The sequence below is a fragment of the Halomonas sp. BC2 genome (genome assembly GCF_002078115.1).
GTDB classification, from domain to species: Bacteria; Pseudomonadota; Gammaproteobacteria; order Pseudomonadales; family Halomonadaceae; genus Vreelandella; species Vreelandella stevensii.
The window spans coordinates 145,973-160,704 of sequence record NZ_LFGT01000003.1 but is presented as its reverse complement, the minus strand read 5'-3'; the positions used below and the strand labels follow the sequence as shown (position 1 = coordinate 160,704).

The 14,732-nt window shown below is 49.0% G+C and carries 23 protein-coding genes, 1 tRNA gene and 1 pseudogene; 15 read left to right on the top strand and 10 right to left on the bottom strand.

The annotated features are described in order from the left end of the window. From B7L71_RS02235 to B7L71_RS02220, 4 genes are all read left to right on the top strand, one after another. The coding region (locus B7L71_RS02235; protein ID WP_081135702.1) for a potassium/proton antiporter at positions 1 to 1,166 on the top strand (1,166 nt) is incomplete at its 5' end. A gap of 58 nt (positions 1,167 to 1,224) precedes the next feature. Continuing rightward, positions 1,225 to 1,315: transfer RNA gene (locus B7L71_RS02230), tRNA-Ser, on the top strand. A gap of 717 nt (positions 1,316 to 2,032) precedes the next feature. After that, positions 2,033 to 2,650 carry a replication/maintenance protein RepL gene (locus tag B7L71_RS02225; RefSeq protein ID WP_081135700.1) on the top strand — a complete coding sequence of 206 codons (618 nt, stop codon included), beginning with the start codon at positions 2,033 to 2,035 and terminating at the stop codon, positions 2,648 to 2,650. 9 nt (positions 2,651 to 2,659) lie between these two features. Beyond that, positions 2,660 to 2,839, top strand: coding sequence for a hypothetical protein (locus B7L71_RS02220; protein ID WP_081135697.1), 180 nt, complete (start codon positions 2,660 to 2,662; stop codon positions 2,837 to 2,839). Between the two features lie 55 nt (positions 2,840 to 2,894). On the opposite strand, the gene B7L71_RS02215 is transcribed toward B7L71_RS02220, so the two are convergent. Together B7L71_RS02215 and B7L71_RS02210 are read right to left on the bottom strand one after the other, a co-directional pair. After that, complete coding sequence (locus B7L71_RS02215; RefSeq protein WP_081135695.1) at positions 2,895 to 3,173, bottom strand: hypothetical protein; 279 nt, start codon at positions 3,171 to 3,173, stop codon at positions 2,895 to 2,897. 14 nt (positions 3,174 to 3,187) lie between these two features. Continuing rightward, the gene (locus B7L71_RS02210; RefSeq protein ID WP_081135692.1) at positions 3,188 to 4,510 is read right to left on the bottom strand and encodes a plasmid mobilization protein; all 1,323 of its coding nucleotides are present in this window, start codon (positions 4,508 to 4,510) and stop codon (positions 3,188 to 3,190) included. 227 nt (positions 4,511 to 4,737) lie between these two features. On the opposite strand from B7L71_RS02210, the gene B7L71_RS16910 reads away from it, so the two are divergent. Continuing rightward, positions 4,738 to 5,079 (top strand): hypothetical protein, encoded by a 342-nt coding sequence (locus tag B7L71_RS16910; RefSeq protein ID WP_139790019.1) that lies wholly within the window; start codon positions 4,738 to 4,740, stop codon positions 5,077 to 5,079. A 13-nt stretch (positions 5,080 to 5,092) separates the two neighbouring features. Next, complete coding sequence (locus tag B7L71_RS02205; protein WP_081135690.1) at positions 5,093 to 5,407, top strand: hypothetical protein; 315 nt, start codon at positions 5,093 to 5,095, stop codon at positions 5,405 to 5,407. Between the two features lie 28 nt (positions 5,408 to 5,435). Here the strand turns inward: B7L71_RS02205 and B7L71_RS02200 are convergent, their stop codons facing one another. From B7L71_RS02200 to B7L71_RS16900, 4 genes and pseudogenes are all read right to left on the bottom strand, one after another. Then, positions 5,436 to 6,944: a tyrosine-type recombinase/integrase gene (locus tag B7L71_RS02200; protein ID WP_081135687.1), complete on the bottom strand. Its 1,509-nt coding sequence runs from the start codon at positions 6,942 to 6,944 to the stop codon at positions 5,436 to 5,438. Positions 6,945 to 7,268: 324 nt separating this feature from the next. Next, positions 7,269 to 7,382 (bottom strand): annotated as a pseudogene (locus B7L71_RS17945) (tyrosine-type recombinase/integrase); the annotation flags it as partial. Positions 7,383 to 7,418: 36 nt separating this feature from the next. Further along, entirely contained in the window at positions 7,419 to 7,631 is a 213-nt protein-coding gene (locus B7L71_RS02190; protein WP_139790018.1) for a DUF4224 domain-containing protein, read from the bottom strand. Between the two features lie 772 nt (positions 7,632 to 8,403). Then, on the bottom strand, positions 8,404 to 8,652 hold the full coding sequence (locus B7L71_RS16900; RefSeq protein WP_139790017.1) for a hypothetical protein: 249 nt from the start codon (positions 8,650 to 8,652) through the stop codon (positions 8,404 to 8,406). A 125-nt stretch (positions 8,653 to 8,777) separates the two neighbouring features. On the opposite strand from B7L71_RS16900, the gene B7L71_RS02185 reads away from it, so the two are divergent. Then, positions 8,778 to 8,969, top strand: coding sequence for a type II toxin-antitoxin system RelE/ParE family toxin (locus tag B7L71_RS02185; protein ID WP_081135682.1), 192 nt, complete (start codon positions 8,778 to 8,780; stop codon positions 8,967 to 8,969). Positions 8,970 to 9,006: 37 nt separating this feature from the next. After that, entirely contained in the window at positions 9,007 to 9,270 is a 264-nt protein-coding gene (locus tag B7L71_RS02180) for a HigA family addiction module antitoxin (RefSeq protein ID WP_081135843.1), read from the top strand. A 209-nt stretch (positions 9,271 to 9,479) separates the two neighbouring features. On the opposite strand, the gene B7L71_RS02175 is transcribed toward B7L71_RS02180, so the two are convergent. Together B7L71_RS02175 and B7L71_RS02170 are read right to left on the bottom strand one after the other, a co-directional pair. Beyond that, positions 9,480 to 9,752: a Txe/YoeB family addiction module toxin gene (locus B7L71_RS02175; RefSeq protein WP_081135679.1), complete on the bottom strand. Its 273-nt coding sequence runs from the start codon at positions 9,750 to 9,752 to the stop codon at positions 9,480 to 9,482. Further along, on the bottom strand, positions 9,733 to 10,005 hold the full coding sequence (locus B7L71_RS02170; RefSeq protein WP_016913873.1) for a type II toxin-antitoxin system Phd/YefM family antitoxin: 273 nt from the start codon (positions 10,003 to 10,005) through the stop codon (positions 9,733 to 9,735). The genes B7L71_RS02175 and B7L71_RS02170 overlap by 20 nt, the downstream gene beginning before the upstream one ends. Positions 10,006 to 10,192: 187 nt before the next feature. Between B7L71_RS02170 and B7L71_RS02165 the strand changes: the two genes are divergently transcribed. Beyond that, a complete protein-coding gene (locus B7L71_RS02165; protein ID WP_081135676.1) occupies positions 10,193 to 10,459 on the top strand; it encodes a hypothetical protein in 267 nt (88 codons plus the stop codon). Positions 10,460 to 10,535: 76 nt separating this feature from the next. Continuing rightward, entirely contained in the window at positions 10,536 to 10,718 is a 183-nt protein-coding gene (locus B7L71_RS02160) for a hypothetical protein (protein WP_081135673.1), read from the top strand. Between the two features lie 2 nt (positions 10,719 to 10,720). Here the strand turns inward: B7L71_RS02160 and B7L71_RS02155 are convergent, their stop codons facing one another. Next, positions 10,721 to 10,915, bottom strand: coding sequence for a hypothetical protein (locus B7L71_RS02155; RefSeq protein WP_081135670.1), 195 nt, complete (start codon positions 10,913 to 10,915; stop codon positions 10,721 to 10,723). Positions 10,916 to 11,026: 111 nt separating this feature from the next. Here B7L71_RS02155 and B7L71_RS02150 point away from each other — a divergent pair, with 111 nt between their 5' ends. From B7L71_RS02150 to B7L71_RS17240, 3 genes are all read left to right on the top strand, one after another. After that, positions 11,027 to 12,022 (top strand): hydrolase, encoded by a 996-nt coding sequence (locus B7L71_RS02150; protein WP_081135667.1) that lies wholly within the window; start codon positions 11,027 to 11,029, stop codon positions 12,020 to 12,022. A 29-nt stretch (positions 12,023 to 12,051) separates the two neighbouring features. Beyond that, positions 12,052 to 13,050, top strand: a complete 999-nt coding sequence (locus B7L71_RS02145; protein WP_081135664.1) for an aldo/keto reductase — start codon at positions 12,052 to 12,054, stop codon at positions 13,048 to 13,050. 103 nt (positions 13,051 to 13,153) lie between these two features. Next, positions 13,154 to 13,318: a hypothetical protein gene (locus tag B7L71_RS17240; protein ID WP_170919415.1), complete on the top strand. Its 165-nt coding sequence runs from the start codon at positions 13,154 to 13,156 to the stop codon at positions 13,316 to 13,318. Positions 13,319 to 13,359: 41 nt separating this feature from the next. Here the strand turns inward: B7L71_RS17240 and B7L71_RS17520 are convergent, their stop codons facing one another. Beyond that, the gene (locus B7L71_RS17520; RefSeq protein ID WP_249273152.1) at positions 13,360 to 13,533 is read right to left on the bottom strand and encodes a hypothetical protein; all 174 of its coding nucleotides are present in this window, start codon (positions 13,531 to 13,533) and stop codon (positions 13,360 to 13,362) included. A gap of 161 nt (positions 13,534 to 13,694) precedes the next feature. Between B7L71_RS17520 and B7L71_RS02140 the strand changes: the two genes are divergently transcribed. Together B7L71_RS02140 and tusD are read left to right on the top strand one after the other, a co-directional pair. Further along, positions 13,695 to 14,372: a Bax inhibitor-1/YccA family protein gene (locus B7L71_RS02140; RefSeq protein ID WP_039177898.1), complete on the top strand. Its 678-nt coding sequence runs from the start codon at positions 13,695 to 13,697 to the stop codon at positions 14,370 to 14,372. A 100-nt stretch (positions 14,373 to 14,472) separates the two neighbouring features. Next, positions 14,473 to 14,732: sulfurtransferase complex subunit TusD (tusD, locus tag B7L71_RS02135; RefSeq protein WP_081135663.1), on the top strand; the 260-nt coding region annotated here is incomplete at its 3' end.

The following is a 14,732-nucleotide window of genomic DNA, read 5'->3' as shown; positions in this document are numbered from 1 at the left end:
GTGGCATCAGCGAGACGCTGCTGTTCTTCGTTTCTCAGTTCGGCATCGGCCTGCTGGTGGGCGTGGCGGGCGGCTGGGGCAGCGCCAAGTTGTTGCGCTGGCTGGACCTGGCGCCAGGCCTCTACTCCATGCTGGCGCTTGCCTTGGGGTTCAGTGTCTTTGGCCTTACCAGCGTGCTGGGCGGCAGTGGCTTCCTGGCCATTTACCTGGCTGGGTTGATGATCGGCAATCAGCCAGGCAGGCACCTCAACTTTATTCTACCGGTGCATGACGGGCTGGCCTGGTTAAGCCAGATTGGCCTGTTTCTGGTGCTGGGCCTGCTGGTCGTGCCCAGCCAGCTCTGGGAAGTGGCGCTGCCGGCCAGTTTAGTGGCGTTGGCATTGATCTTTGTCGCGCGGCCGCTGGCGGTACTGATCACCATCAAGCCGTTTTTCAAGTTCCGCTGGCGCGAGACCTTCTTTATTGCCTGGGTAGGCTTGCGGGGTGCCGTGCCTATCGTGCTGGCCATTTTCCCGGTTATTGGCGGCGTCGAAAATGCCTCGCTCTACTTCAATGTGGCCTTCGCCGTGGTGTTGATGTCGCTGCTGATTCAAGGCGGTTCGCTCAACCTGGTGGCCCGCTGGCTGAAGGTGCAGGTGCCGGTGGGCACCACGCCTAATCGTCGCGGCCCGCTGGGCATCCTGCCGGAAAACGATTTTGAAATGTTCGTCTACACGGTGGAAAACCAGGACCTGGACGATGTGCCTATCCGGCTGCTGCGGTTTCCCTCGGGCGCCTTGATCTCGGCGCTGTTTCGCAACCACGTCATGCTCCACCCCAAAGGCAGCACCCGACTGAAGCTGGGCGATGTGATCTGCGTGATTGGTCGCAGTGAAGACCTGGTGGCCCTGAATCGCTTGTTCAATGGCGATGCCAAGCTCAAGCAGGAGCGGGCGTTCTTCGGTACCTTTACCCTGGACGGCACCGCTCAGATGCAAGACATTGCCCAGGCCTACGGCCTGACCCTGAGCCCCGGCGAGCAGGAGATGACCCTGGCCGAGTTCGTCTCCCTGCGGGTAGGCGGCCACCCAGTGGTAGGGGACGACGTGGACTGGCACGGCATTCACTGGGTGGTCAGCGAGATGGAAGGCGGCGACATTACCCGAGTAGGCTTAAGACTCTACTAATTGATTCAAAAGGCGTTGACTTCCAAGGGAAAGCTGTTATTATACGCACCCATAAGCCGGAGGGATGGCAGAGCGGTTGAATGCACCGGTCTTGAAAACCGGCATAGGTTAATAGCCTATCCAGGGTTCGAATCCCTGTCCCTCCGCCAGATCTGAAAAAGCCCCGCAAATCAACAGGTTGCGAGGCTTTTTCTTTTTCGATTTGTCCCAACCTTTTGTCCCAAAATCTCCCCCGTCTAAAAGCGGTTCTGAGCCGTTTCCTAACCCAACCCTGCCCGCTTCCATACCTTCACACACAAAACCGCTCAGGCGAGCTTCTGGAGGCTTCTAGCCGAAGCCCGGCTTGGTCGCTACCACCACGAAACCGGAAGGCTAACGATAGAGAAAGCCAATTCCTCCTTACTCAATAGCCCCAACCGAAGGGCGGGAGGTGAGTGAGCGAAGCGAACGAGAGCCCGATAGGGCGGTAGGGTCGAAAACAAAGAGATGCCCGCGAGAGCGGGCTTGGTGTGGTTTTCAATAAAAAAAATGGCTCATAAAAGACTATATAAATAGGTCGTTTTTGAAAAAAGTCATTCTTTGAGCACTTCTATAGGAAATATGAAAATCAAGGCTTGAAAGACTTTCAAGTTCTCTTGAAAGATTTACAGGATAATCACAGCATAGAAGACCATATATATAAATAGGTCGTTTTTAAAAAAAGTCATTCTTCAAGCATTTTTGCGGGACATATGAAAATCATTACTTGAAAGACTTTCAATATATCTTGAAAGTCTTTCAATATAAACCTTTTTGTGTTATAATAAAAAAGCACTCCTGCAAGAGTGCTTTTAACTTTAATCTGAGTAAAAAGGAGATCCTTTTATATGGACAATTATAACACAGAACTAGAAAATAACAATAGTGAAGATGAAAGCAACAATAAAATAGGTGGTTTTTACCGTGGCTTTTTTCTTCACGGACAGAACAAGGGGAGTTACACTATGGGATTAGAACAATATGAGACAAAAATCAGAAAAAGAATACTTCAACTAAAATCTGAAAAGAAAAGCACAGAAGACGAAAAGCAAAAAAACAGAATTGAAAAAGAGATTTTGTTTTTAAAAACAAAGCTCATCAACAATACTGATAATGCAGTTTATAACTACTTAACAAATAGGGTAAGCAAGCATAATGTAGTTAATATGAATAGAGTTAAAAAAACACAAAAAGCAATAGCTGAAGAGTTGGGGCTTGATGCAACAGTGGTTTCAAAGTCTTTCAAAAAACTAAAGGAATTACATATAATAGACTTTAAAAAATCTGGTTCAGCTTTTGAAAGAATTGAAATTTCTCCTCGCATTTTGTGGAAGAAGGATGTTAATTTCCACAGAAAAGTGATTGGGGAATTAGACAACTTTGGCGGGAATGCTAATTTTAGAAAAGACCCGTTTGATGTTGATTCAGACTATTTGAAGCCACCTGAAAAAAAGAAAGCAGCATAGGAGGGCGATATGGAAAATATGCTTTGCGATTTATTCAGTGGAAATCCAAGCGATACCGCCAAAGTCATAGAGGGCGGTATAGTGCTGAAGGTGGAAGGTAATGGCTTCGTGTATTACAACAAGCAAGCCATTCTTGAAAGCAAAAATGAGTTATTGAAAGCGGAAATACTTAACATAAGGGGCGAATAATGCCCCTTTTACATTGAAAAGCCTTTGTCGTTTTTTAGGCTTTTCTTCTTGGCCTTTATTTTAAGCGAGTCGTTAATCTCTCTAATTCGTTCAACAATTCGGTTGAATGGGTTAGATGTGCTTCTAAACTTCTCGACATTTCGTTCAAATCTTTTGAAACTGCCATTTTGAAGTCGTTCAGCTTGTTCTCGTAAAGCATTGTGGCTTTCGAGAAAAGCTCGTTCGTTTCTGTCAATTCTTGACTCAATGCTTGATTCTCTTCTTCTAGTTTCTTCATTCTCGCTTCTTGATTCATTATGAAGTTTGAAATCATTTCTTTGATGTGCTGTTCCATAGCCATTCTCCTTGTTATATTTGCTTATAAGGTATTTTCTTTTTTTCATCCATTTTCTCTTCGTATATTTCTTTTTGTTTGTTTATTTTTTCAAGTCGCTCTTCTTCGTATCTTCTCATGAGTTCATTTCTGTAATCTTCGCTTGAAAAGTGCTTGTAGTCCGCTCCCTCTTCGAAGATAGCCCCTGCAAGTCTTGCAGGTTTGCCAGTTTCGGGATTTATAACTGAAATAGACTTCTTTGTGGCTCTTGAAACTTTATATTCTGTCGTGTTTAGCGAGTCGATAAGTTCGTCCCTGTTTTTGTAAAATCCGTCTTCAACAAGTTGGGAAATATATTCAGTCAAAGCCTTTTTGAAATGCCTTCTGCTACTCTCTGGGCTGGCTCCATCAACTGGCTTGTATTCATTAAAAAACTCAGGTGTTGATGCCCTTTTCTTGTCTGGGGTCCCAGGGTCGCTTAAATCATACTCGTGGTTGATTATGTTTTTAAAAGCATTGACTCGCTGTAGGTCGTCTTTATGAAAATAAGGATTTAATCGCTTTCCGCTTCTAAGTTCTTCTTTTGCAAATATGAAGTTTAATTCAATATTGCTTTTGTCTTCATGAAGAATCCAAACACCGCAATACTGGTCCTTGTCGAGACCTGGGAAAAGGGTTTCTTCAAATCTTTCCATTATATCTTTAAATATTTTATCTACTGCTTGATTACTTCCGTGCTTCTCAACTAGCTGTTCTCTCGTTTCCTCGAAATACAAGCCACCGCTCGTATACTGACCGGCTCTATTGCCAAAACCCACAATCTGCTCGAATTCATCGGGCGAACCAGCTAGCAGAAGGGGCTTAAAAGCTCGCTCACGGCCTTTATGGTCTTTGTTGCCTAGCAGATAGCCTGTGGCACCTTTCGCCGCCCTGAGCGGGTTTTTAGGGACACCTCGCTTTTGTTTTCTAAACTTAACTATCATTTGACACTTCCTTGTGTTGCTGTTGCTCCTTGAGTTTTCTGTTTCTGCTCTTATGCCGTGAAGAACATCAATCAATTCCAATACGTTAATAGCATCTCCAGCTTTAGCTGTGCTATTAACTTGTTTGGCAATTTGATTTAAGTTGTTGCCGATTCTTGCTATACCCCTTATTAAAGCAGGGTCCGCTCTTTGAGTTTTTCGACCACCCTTATGTGATTTTGAAACAGTTAAGGCTGACTCCCTAAAAATGTCAGCCATAGGTTTACCGTATAGGTAAGCCAGTTCTTTAATTTTTTTATACTCAATATCATTCACACGAACCTTCATTTCAATGGTTCGCTTTAGTTGGTTTTTGTTTTTATCAATAACGTCCATGTCATTTCTCCTTTATTATTTTTTTGGTTTTGGGGGATTGAAGGGGGCTTGCCCCCTCACCAGCAGTGTAGTCCCCGGAGGGGACGGAGCGGTGTGCTGGCTTAAAACCACTCACCAATAACTACATTATAACATACAACTTAATTATAAGCCTGTTAAGTATCTCTCAGTGGACTTGAGGTTTGGTCAATGGTATATTTACTAATCAAAACTGGAGGGTGTGGCCAATGTCAGATAACAAAAGAGTGGGCTTGATAATAATTATTGTTTCAGGTTTTTCGATTTTTGCTTGGTTGCTTCTTTCTTCAAATTATTATCCTGACATTGGATTGTTAGCTAGCCTTTATTATGGTATGGACTTGCTTTCGATTAACTTTGATCGCCCTTTTTTCCATGAAACTTTTCTATGCGACACTTCAAGCTTTCGCCCTGACTGTTTTTCTTTAATCGTAAAAGCAAAGTATATGATACTTCTCTCGCTTTGTTGTATGTGCTATGGGGCTCTCGTCTATAAGGGCCTAGTAAAATACCCTAAGTTCTCAAAAGATAATGCGGAAAATAAAAAATAACCGAGTCAATATTATGAATACAACCACTTTGCAGAAAAACATAAATAAATTAGCCGTTCCCACCCAAGAGTGCCTAGCTAAAAAAATCGACATCCCTGGCATAGACCAACGTTATATAAGCTATGTGGTCTGTGGCCAGAAAAGCTTTTCTAATAAAATTACGAGGGAGATAGAAAAGAGATTGCTCATCCCTGCCGGCTGGCTTGACCGCTACCTGTTTAATTACAAAACCATACCACTGTTAAATAAATACAGAAGCCTTGATGAAAAATCACGATTACTATTTGACGAGCTTTCTCTTCATATGATTGAAAATGAAAAAAGTTAAAAGCCGACCAGATTATACAATGGGCGAGTTATAGGTTTGGTAGAGTTTCTATTGCATCCCGCTTTTGTTTGGCACTCGCCCCTTCGCTATATATATCAAATGTGACAGTGCCCGTTTCGTGACCAACTATTGATGCAATAACAAGGGGCTTAACGTCGTTATGCTGTAATGACGTGATGACAGTTTTTCGGATACTGTGAAATACATAGCGAGTATCATAGCCAAGGTCTCGCTTGATTCGTCCAAATGCCTTACTGATTGAGTCCGAGCGGATGCCGTATTGATTACCCCCAGAGCTATGGATTAAATAACCACCATCGTCGGCATTTTTAACTAACTGATCAATCAGCGATTTAAGGCTTGGATGGATTGGAATTTTTCTGATGCTCGCATCTGTCTTGCCTTCCTCAATATACAGGCTTAAAACCCCATTTTCAGCCACAATATGGTTTTTTGTTAGCCTACATATTTCTTCGATACGACAACCTGTTAAACCGGCGATTTTTATAGCATAAGCGACCTGATGCTTTCGCTTCGATATAGCGAACTCATACAATTTCTTGACCTCTTCAGTTTTGAAGGCTAGTCGTTTCTCTTCCTTCTTTTTGCCTTTCTTCTTATCATTTGGCAACTCGTGCCCTAAGAACGGGTTGTCTCTTGTGTCATATCGACTTTTATAGTCTTTGTCGTATTTTGAAGCCCACTTGTGAAAGCTTGAGCCAGCATGGATGTGGTTTTTCTTTGTGCTTGTGCTTACATTCAAGCTGTCTAAAAACTGCTGGTAGCTTTCAAATGATAATTCAATCCCTTCTTTTTCAAGATAATTTTTAAGCACTTTCAGTTTGGATCTAAAAGTGTCAACAGTTTTTTGAGCCAGCCCTTTAATTTCGACTTGATGTTTAGCGAAAGCATCGAGCCGTTGCGAAGTGAAAGGGGATTTCGGCTTAAAGTCTTCAGGATTGTTTATTGTGCTGATTAACTCGTCAGCCTGCTTTTCACTGAATCCCTTATCTTTGAAGCCCCAGTGGTTAATGAGGTTGCGGATATCTTGGCTGATCTGCTGATATTCAAGCACAAGCTCAGCACTAGCCCGCTCATTTTCAGGGAAGCGGTTTTCTATATCATCTAGCTTATCATTCCACTTTTTAAGACCATCCGCATCATTTTCAAAAATATATACAAGATGTTTTTTATTCAGCTCGTTGTTGTTTTTGACAATTTTCTTGTTAAAGTCGATCTTGCCATAAATGTGATTCATAAGAATATCTTGATATATTCTTCTCAGCCCCAGACCTGCCGAGTGATACGAATACAACTCATTATCAAGAATGTCTTGCTCAACACCTCGTCTGGCTTGGCGGACCCGTGCCTTCCACTCACTCAGGACAGGTAGCTTTCTGATGTGTGCTTCTACTTTGTTTCCAGTCTTGAGCGATTTCGTTAGCTTCCTACGATTTCCAAATGCATGTCGCACATCAGCAGGCAGTTCGAGGCGAACATGCCAAGTGGAACCTTTCAAAACCAGATTGTCAGCCATGCGATTCCCGCTAATTTGTCCCAAAGATTTGTCCCAAAATAGCAGAAATCCGCTGTATGTCAAGGATTTCAAAGGCTTGGGTGGCGAATCGGATAGTCCCTGTCCCTCCGCCACTTATTTGAAAAAGCTCCTGATTCGTCAGGGGCTTTTTTCGTTTTAAGCCCTGCGCTTCCTCCCTGGTAAGCCCTCAATAAAATGCACCGGTCTTTCACGGTGTCCAGATTGCGCCTGTAAATCCTGAGCCACCTCAGGCGGGGAGCCTCCTTTTATACGTTTGCCCAGCTGGTTTACTGCATCGCGTGACCGATGCGGCGCCAAGTGCGCCTATTTCTTGGTCATCTTCACGGTGGAGTGCCCGAGCACTTCTTTGACGTACATGAGGGGCACGCCTTCGCTGATCATCCAGCTGGCGCACGTGTTTCTCAAATCGTGGATGCGGAAGTCCGTGACCCGTGAAGTGCTGGTTCTCTTGCGTCATGCGTGTAAGGCCTCAAAGTTGGGTCGCTTGGTTTCAGGCACCTGACTGGTGTTCTCGCCGCATAACACTTGCTCAACGTGGCGACGACCCACGATCAGCGCGCCGCTGGCGCTGAGCTTCCAGCGCACCCCCATGGCATCAAGCGCGGCGCATTGCTCTTTAGTACGCTTTCGGCCAGTCAGGGTTTCTATCTCACCCACCTTTTTCACAGTGCTCCATTGACTTAATTCGAGAATTGTGGTTCCTTCAAGAAGGATTAGGAGAGATTTCGATGCTGAAAATTATAATTTTTTTGTGCTCGGTTTTGTTGCTAGGCAATTATGCATTAGCTCAACAAACTCAACACCCAGGGTGTGAAGGAAAAGACAACAATGTCTGTGATACACTGGGGCTTATGATTAACTCTAAAATGATGGGTTGTTTTAGGGTGATGAATGTAGATTATCGCTCCCAAGATTTTTTTCGTATAACATGCGAATTAGCTTCATATGACAGAAGCTTGATTGAATACGATCTTAGGTTTCACGATAACAGAAGTCGTTATTCTGTAACTCCTCGCTAGTAATTTTGTTTGCTAAACATCAGGTGACCTGACATGAAAGCATGTATAACAACTCTCTTATTATTGTCTGCCTTTGGCATTACTCCACTAGCATCAGCCAATGAAGGCCGTCAAGAAGACAATATAGTTGCCATTGCATGTAAGTTTGAGCATTTGCCATTGATGTTATTAGTAGACCGAGGTGGTATGGGAGGCGAAAATAATACATTGCAAGTTGGCACTGCTTCTCCTGTCCCACTTAGCACCGGATCTGGCCTTATGTCTGCGAGCTTTCAGGGGCAAAACTATACATTTTCCTTGCGCATACCCTCAAATGTCACAATATCTTCTTCCGGAAGCAACTCCATCACTTACCATGGCGAGTGTGTAAGTTCTTTATCCACCAGATAATAAACCACGTAATTTTAATAGGGTAAATATTATTTATAACCCAATAGAGCTTTATGACGCACAATGTCGTGAACTACTAATTCAGGCCAATGTAAGAATTTTTGTTTAAGGTTTTCTTTTGCTGACTTAAGCAAGCTGTTGATTTTTTCTAACTCGTTCAATAATTCGCTTGAACGGGTTAGACGTTTTTCTAAACTGCTTGATATTACGTTAAAAACTTTTAAGGCTGCTATGTTGAAGTCGTCCAGCTCGCGACGCCCCCCCGGAGTGCGTTGCACTTGCTCCTGAGGCAAAGTTGGTGTCTAGTGCGGCTTAATAAAAGAGAGCCCCCCCCCCAAGGAGATTTTTGCATGAAGAAACATTCTGAGTCTCAGACAAACCAAGAAACTAAAATCCGGGCCCGATACCCGCGTCTATTGAAAGCGCTCTCAACAGAAAGCTGGATTTGATAGATGCATCTACCTCGGAAGCTGACCTCAGAGTTCCTCCCGGCAACCGATTCAAGCATCTGGATGGAAATATGTCCCACTTATGCGCAATCCGTGTAAACAGGCAATATCGTCTGATTTTTGAATGGTCAGATGGCCATGCTTGAGATATTTATTTGGATCCGCACACCTATAGGTGACGTCATGATGATGACAGAGCGAAAGCCCACAACCGTCGGTGAAATGCTCATTTATGAATTTTTGGAGCCGCTTGAGATGACTCAATCGGCGCTTGCCTGCCAAATGGGCGTTGCGCCGCGTGTTGTTAATGAAATCTGTAACAACAAACGCGCATTGTCTGCTGAAACCGCCATTATGCTGGCCACTGTGTTTGGTAACACGCCTGATTTCTGGCTCAACCTTCAACAGAAGGGTGAACTCTGGAAAGCCTACCATACCTTCCGATAGAACACGTAGCCCATAGAGTCTGGCCGCATGTTGTCCTCGGCATCCAGGATGCCCGACCACAAAGCGACCGCTATAGTGCAGGGCCTTCGCCTGCTTTTCCACACCATACAGCTTGCGGATCTGGTTCAGCTTTCAGTCTGCCTTGCCGCTCTTGCCTTTGGGTTGCACTTTCTGGGCTGGACGAAGACGTGGGGCCCATAAGCCAAGCATCAAAACTGATCGTAGTGACCACCAATAGCAAAAATATAAATGGACCGTTCGTCGAACCGATAGATCAAACGATCCTTTTGCGATATGCGCTTAGACCATAGCCCAGCGAGGTTGTGTTTCAGTGGTTCAGGCTTGCCAAAGCCGGAAGACGGATCCTCAGATCGCAGCATCTCCTTGAGTAGTTTGCACAAGGCCTTGTGTAATCGTTTGTTATTTTCGCGCATGGCCTCATACGCTTCCCAGGTGTTGCCCTCAAAGACCAGTGATCTCATTCATCTGCTCGACAGTCGGTTGATAGCCTTTGCCACGTGTGTGGGTCTCAAGGGAGTCGGCTATCTGCTGCATGAGATGTTTGCTTTGGAGAACGTGAAGCGTTTCCTGTTCCTGTTCCCAGTCGTCGGCGCTCATCACAATAAAGGCTTCTCCGGCTCGTCGCGTTACCTTGAGAGGCTCATGCCTGCTCACCACTTGCTCTACGACGCTTTTCAGATTATCTCTGAATTTGTTGACACTGATGGTATCCATAGCCACCTCTTGGTGTACGGGTTCTCCGTACGATTATAGGCTAATGGTTCTAACAAGACCAAGCCCAAAACCACCCAACGACGCGCTCCTCTCAACCAGCCCTCGCGACCGAGGCCCGGCGCAGTTTGCACGGGTTGAGTGGGCCGCAAGTGCTGGCTCTGGCAGCACGCCGGTGATCGAACTTCGAGTGACCAACAATACGGGCGAACCGGTGGCACAGGCCCATTTTCGAGGCGTACTGCAAAGCCCGGGGCGGTCGACGCCCTGGATGGATGAAACCTTCTTCTATACCATTTCCGGGGGCATCGAGCCCGGTGAAACGCTGGAGTGGAGCCTGGCCCCGGATAGCACCGAAGCATGGGGGAGTCCGTCGATCAGCGACGATGCGCAGTTGAGTATCGAGGTTCTGCGCCTGGACGGCCCCACCGGTGACATGCTGTGGGAAAGGCCTTGAGAAAGCGCCTGACATGACGCATCAAAACCCGCCAAGGCGGGTTTTGATCGAGGTATCACTTGCGCAGGAGCGCACTATGGATAAAGTGTTTGCCTGGGATCATCGCCGAGAGCGGGTGGTCTATCGAATACCGGGGCATCGTCATGACGATGGGCGAGAGGATAGCGACCTGTCGCCCGTGTGGCTGGCTGCTCAGCCCGACGATTTGCCGGAAGGTGTGGCCGTGAAAGACTTGCGCAAGGTCGACGTGGATGAGTAGCCTTATGGCTGCTCGTCGTGTGTTTGCTCGTTGAGAGTATTGGCCACATCGTCGGCTTCTGGCTTGGTGGCGCCTCGATGGCGAACCAGCTCGCCGTCGCGTTCGTTTTCATCCCTCGTGTCGACCACCCGCCACTCGGGCTGGTCGTCGATTTCGGCACCTTCCTTTACTGCACGGTAGACGGCAAAACGTTCCATAATCCTCTCCTTGGTCATGATGGGTACGTTAACCCTAGCGCATATCGGCAACGGTTGCCGAAAGTTTGTTAAGCTTATCGGCTACTTGAGCGTGTAACAGGAGCCCTGCCTGTGTTTCAGCCGTCCCGCTGGCTGGTCAATGGCCATCTTCAAACTGTTTATAGCCCGCTGTTACGTCGCCGTGCGGCCCTGTCGCGCCACCGTGAACGCCTGACCCTGCAGGATGGGGATTTCATCGACCTGGATTGGTATGGGCCTGAAGGGCCACAGGTGCCTTGTGCTTTGTTGCTGCATGGTCTGACGGGCAGTGCTTCTTCTCACTATATCGTTGGCCAGCAGCAGGCCTTGGCGGCCATGGGCTGGCAAAGCGTTGCGGTGAACTGGCGTGGCTGCTCAGGTGAGCCGAATCATCGAGCCCGAGGGTATCACTCCGGGGCCAGCGAGGATCTGGCCGATATCGTAGCCCAACTGGTGGCACGGGCGCCGCAGAAACCGCTGGCCGCCGTCGGTTACTCTTTGGGTGGCAATGTGTTGCTGAAGTACCTGGGAGAAACCGGCGAGCAGTGCCCTTTACAGGCCGCCGTGGCGGTGTCGGTTCCCTTTCGGCTCGACCACTGTGCCGACCGTATCAGCCAGGGGGCGTCCAGGGTGTATCAGGCGCGCTTTCTGCGTGACCTGCGCCGCTACGTGGAGAACAAGCGTCACGCGTTCGAAGCCCAGGGCCGCGAGGAAGAGTTGGCACGTTTGAGCGCTTTGCAAAGTCTGGAGGGGATGCGCACCTTCTGGGACTTCGATGGTCGCGTGACGGCGCCTTTGCATGGGTTTGCCAGTGCGGCCGAGTATTATCGCCGTTGCAGCAGTGCTTACTTCATTGGCCGCATCGCAAGACCCACGCTGGTGATTCATTCGTCGGATGACCCTTTCGTTTATCCTCATAGCGTGCCGCCGAGCGGTGAGTGGGCGTCTTGCGTCACGCTGGAGCTGCATGCACAGGGGGGTCATGTGGGATTTATCGAAGGCACGCCATGGCGGCCACGCTATTATCTCGAACACCGCGTGCCACACTGGCTCGCCGAACAAATAGCCGTACACGCCGCCGTGTCCTGATCACTTGAATAGGCAAGTCGAGGTTATTCATGTCTGGATTTCTGAAGCGTTTGAACGAGGTCGGGTCACCCCGCATTGGCCTGGGCTGCATGAACCTGTCCCATGGGTATGGCCAACGCGTATCGGACGCCGAGGCCATCCGTGCCCTGGAAGAAGCCTTCGAGATGGGATATCGCCATTTCGATACCGCCACGCTGCATGGCGGTACGGCCAACGAGCGGCTGCTGGGGAGCGCCCTGGCCAACAAACGTCACGCGCTGCTGCTGGCCAGTAAAGGCGGAATGGCCATGGACATGGAGCGCGGCCAGCGGGTGATCGACGGTCGTCCCGCTACCTTGCGCAGACAGTGTGAAGAGAGCTTGGCGCGCCTGAAAACCGATCATCTCGATATCTACTATTTGCATCGCCTTGACCGTCAGGTGCCGATCGAAGAGAGCGTGGGCGCGCTCGGGCGCCTGGTAGAGGAGGGCAAGCTGGGCGCGGTGGGGCTATCGGAGATTTCAGCAGCGACGTTACGCAGGGCTCATGCCGAGTACCCCATTGCGGCCGTTCAGTCCGAGTATTCGCTGTGGACCCGCAACCCCGAAATTGCCCTCAAGCAGGCCTGTGAAGCGCTTGGAGTGACGTTGGTAGCCTTCAGCCCCCTGGGCAGAGGCTTCCTGACGGGAACGATGGACACGCATACGACGTTCCCTCAGGGCGACATGCGGGCCAACATGCCACGCTTCACGGGCGATAACCTGGTGCAGAATGTACAAGCACTGGCTGATGTCAAGGCGCTGGCCGCACGCCAAGGGTGGACGCCTGCCCAGTTGGCGCTGGCCTGGGTCTGTGCACAGGGGGAGAACGTCGTACCGATACCGGGCAGCTGTTCTACCCAGCACATGCGTGAGAACCTGGCGGCAGAGAACCTTCGCCTCGATGCGGATGTATTGGTCAGCCTCCGCCAGATGATGGGCTCAGAGACGGTAGCAGGCAGCCGTTACAGCGATGCACAGCAGGCGGATATCGATACCGAAGAGTTCTGACGCGCCTGGGGCATTTTATTTTTTCGGTGCCGTTGCATTCTTTCAGCATTTGACTAACATCCAAATTATGCTAACAGGCTGTTAGCCCCTAAGGAATACCGCCATGTTGAAAGGTCTGATTATCTGCTTCGCTGTACTGTTTGCCCAGTTGGCGGTACTGAACGTGATCGATGCGCGTCTCTACAGCGCTCAGGATGCCCGCCAGTCTGCTTCTATCGTGGTGACACCGCATCGGGACGAAGAGGGCGATAGCGAATCGTCCGTGTAAGGGTCAGGGTTGTTCGTTGACCGTGGTTTTTTGGGTGCTGATTAAAGCATCTCTGCCAGCCACTGTTGAAACGTGGCCCAGGACTGCTGGTAGGCGCGTTCGTGATAGCGGTCGCTGCCGAATACGCTGAAGGCCACACCATCGACCTCATAGCGTGTGGCCGCCAAGGCGAAACAACCCACGGAAGAGATGATAACTGGGATCTTGTGGCGCATTGTCGTGTCCAATGTACGTTGGAAAATATCAGCATAGTGGAATCGCCACTCGAGGCGACAGCGCAAGACACTCGTTGCGTTTAAAGACAAAAACTTGCGTCTGGAACCTGAGGACGGCATTCTTGTCCGTTGTGAGTATGACCATATAGGGAGCACTGATAATGGCTTTTAACGATTCCAACCTGGCGAGAGCACAGACCACCACGGTGAGTGGTGCCAGTGCCAACAAGGTTCTGCGCAACACCTACGCGCTGCTGGCGATGACGCTACTGTTCTCTGCCGTCATGGCAGGGGTGTCCGTGGCCATGGGTATTCAGCAGCTGAATATTTTCGTGTTCTTCATCGGCGCCTACGGCCTGATGTTCCTGGTGCACAAGACTGCCAATTCAGCCGCGGGCCTGCTGGCAACCTTCGCGTTCACCGGTTTCATGGGCTTTACGCTGGGCCCCATCATCTCGGCCTACCTGACACTGCCCAACGGTGGCGCGCTGATCATGAACGCGCTGGCCATGACGGGGCTGACGTTCATTGGTCTGTCGGCCGTTGCGCTGACGACCAAGAAAGACTTTAGCTTCCTGGGCAACTTCCTGCTGGCTGGCGCGATCGTGCTGGTGTTGGCCATGGTCGCCGGGCTGATCTTCAACATTCCGGCGCTTTCCTTGATGGTGTCCGCGGGCTTTGTGCTGTTCGCTTCGGCGGCAATCCTCTACCAAACCAGTGAGATCGTTCACCGGGCGGGCGAAACCAACTACATTCTGGCGACCGTCACTCTCTACGTATCGATCTACAACCTGTTCATCAGCCTGCTGTCCATTCTGGGCATCATGAGCAACGATTGATGTAGCAGGGATGCTCACTGAATGAGAGCATCATGCAAGTACCAACAGACCCTACCCAGTAGGGTCTGTTTTTTGGCTTCGCTAAAACGAGAGGTGAGCCATGCAGTATGGCCTGTTAGTGATGGGCGCTCCGTATTCAAGTGCCGCTCCTCATTCAGCGCTGCGCTTTGCCCATCAGGTCATTGTGAGTGGTCATCGGGTTGCCGGTGTGTTCTTCTACCGCGACGGCGTTCATAATGCGTCGTCGTTGATGACGCCGCCTCAGGATGAGCTCAACCTGCGCGAGGCGTGGATAGACCTTCACCAGACCCACGGCGTGATGCTCGATGTATGCGTGGCTGCGGCCTTGCGTCGGGGTTG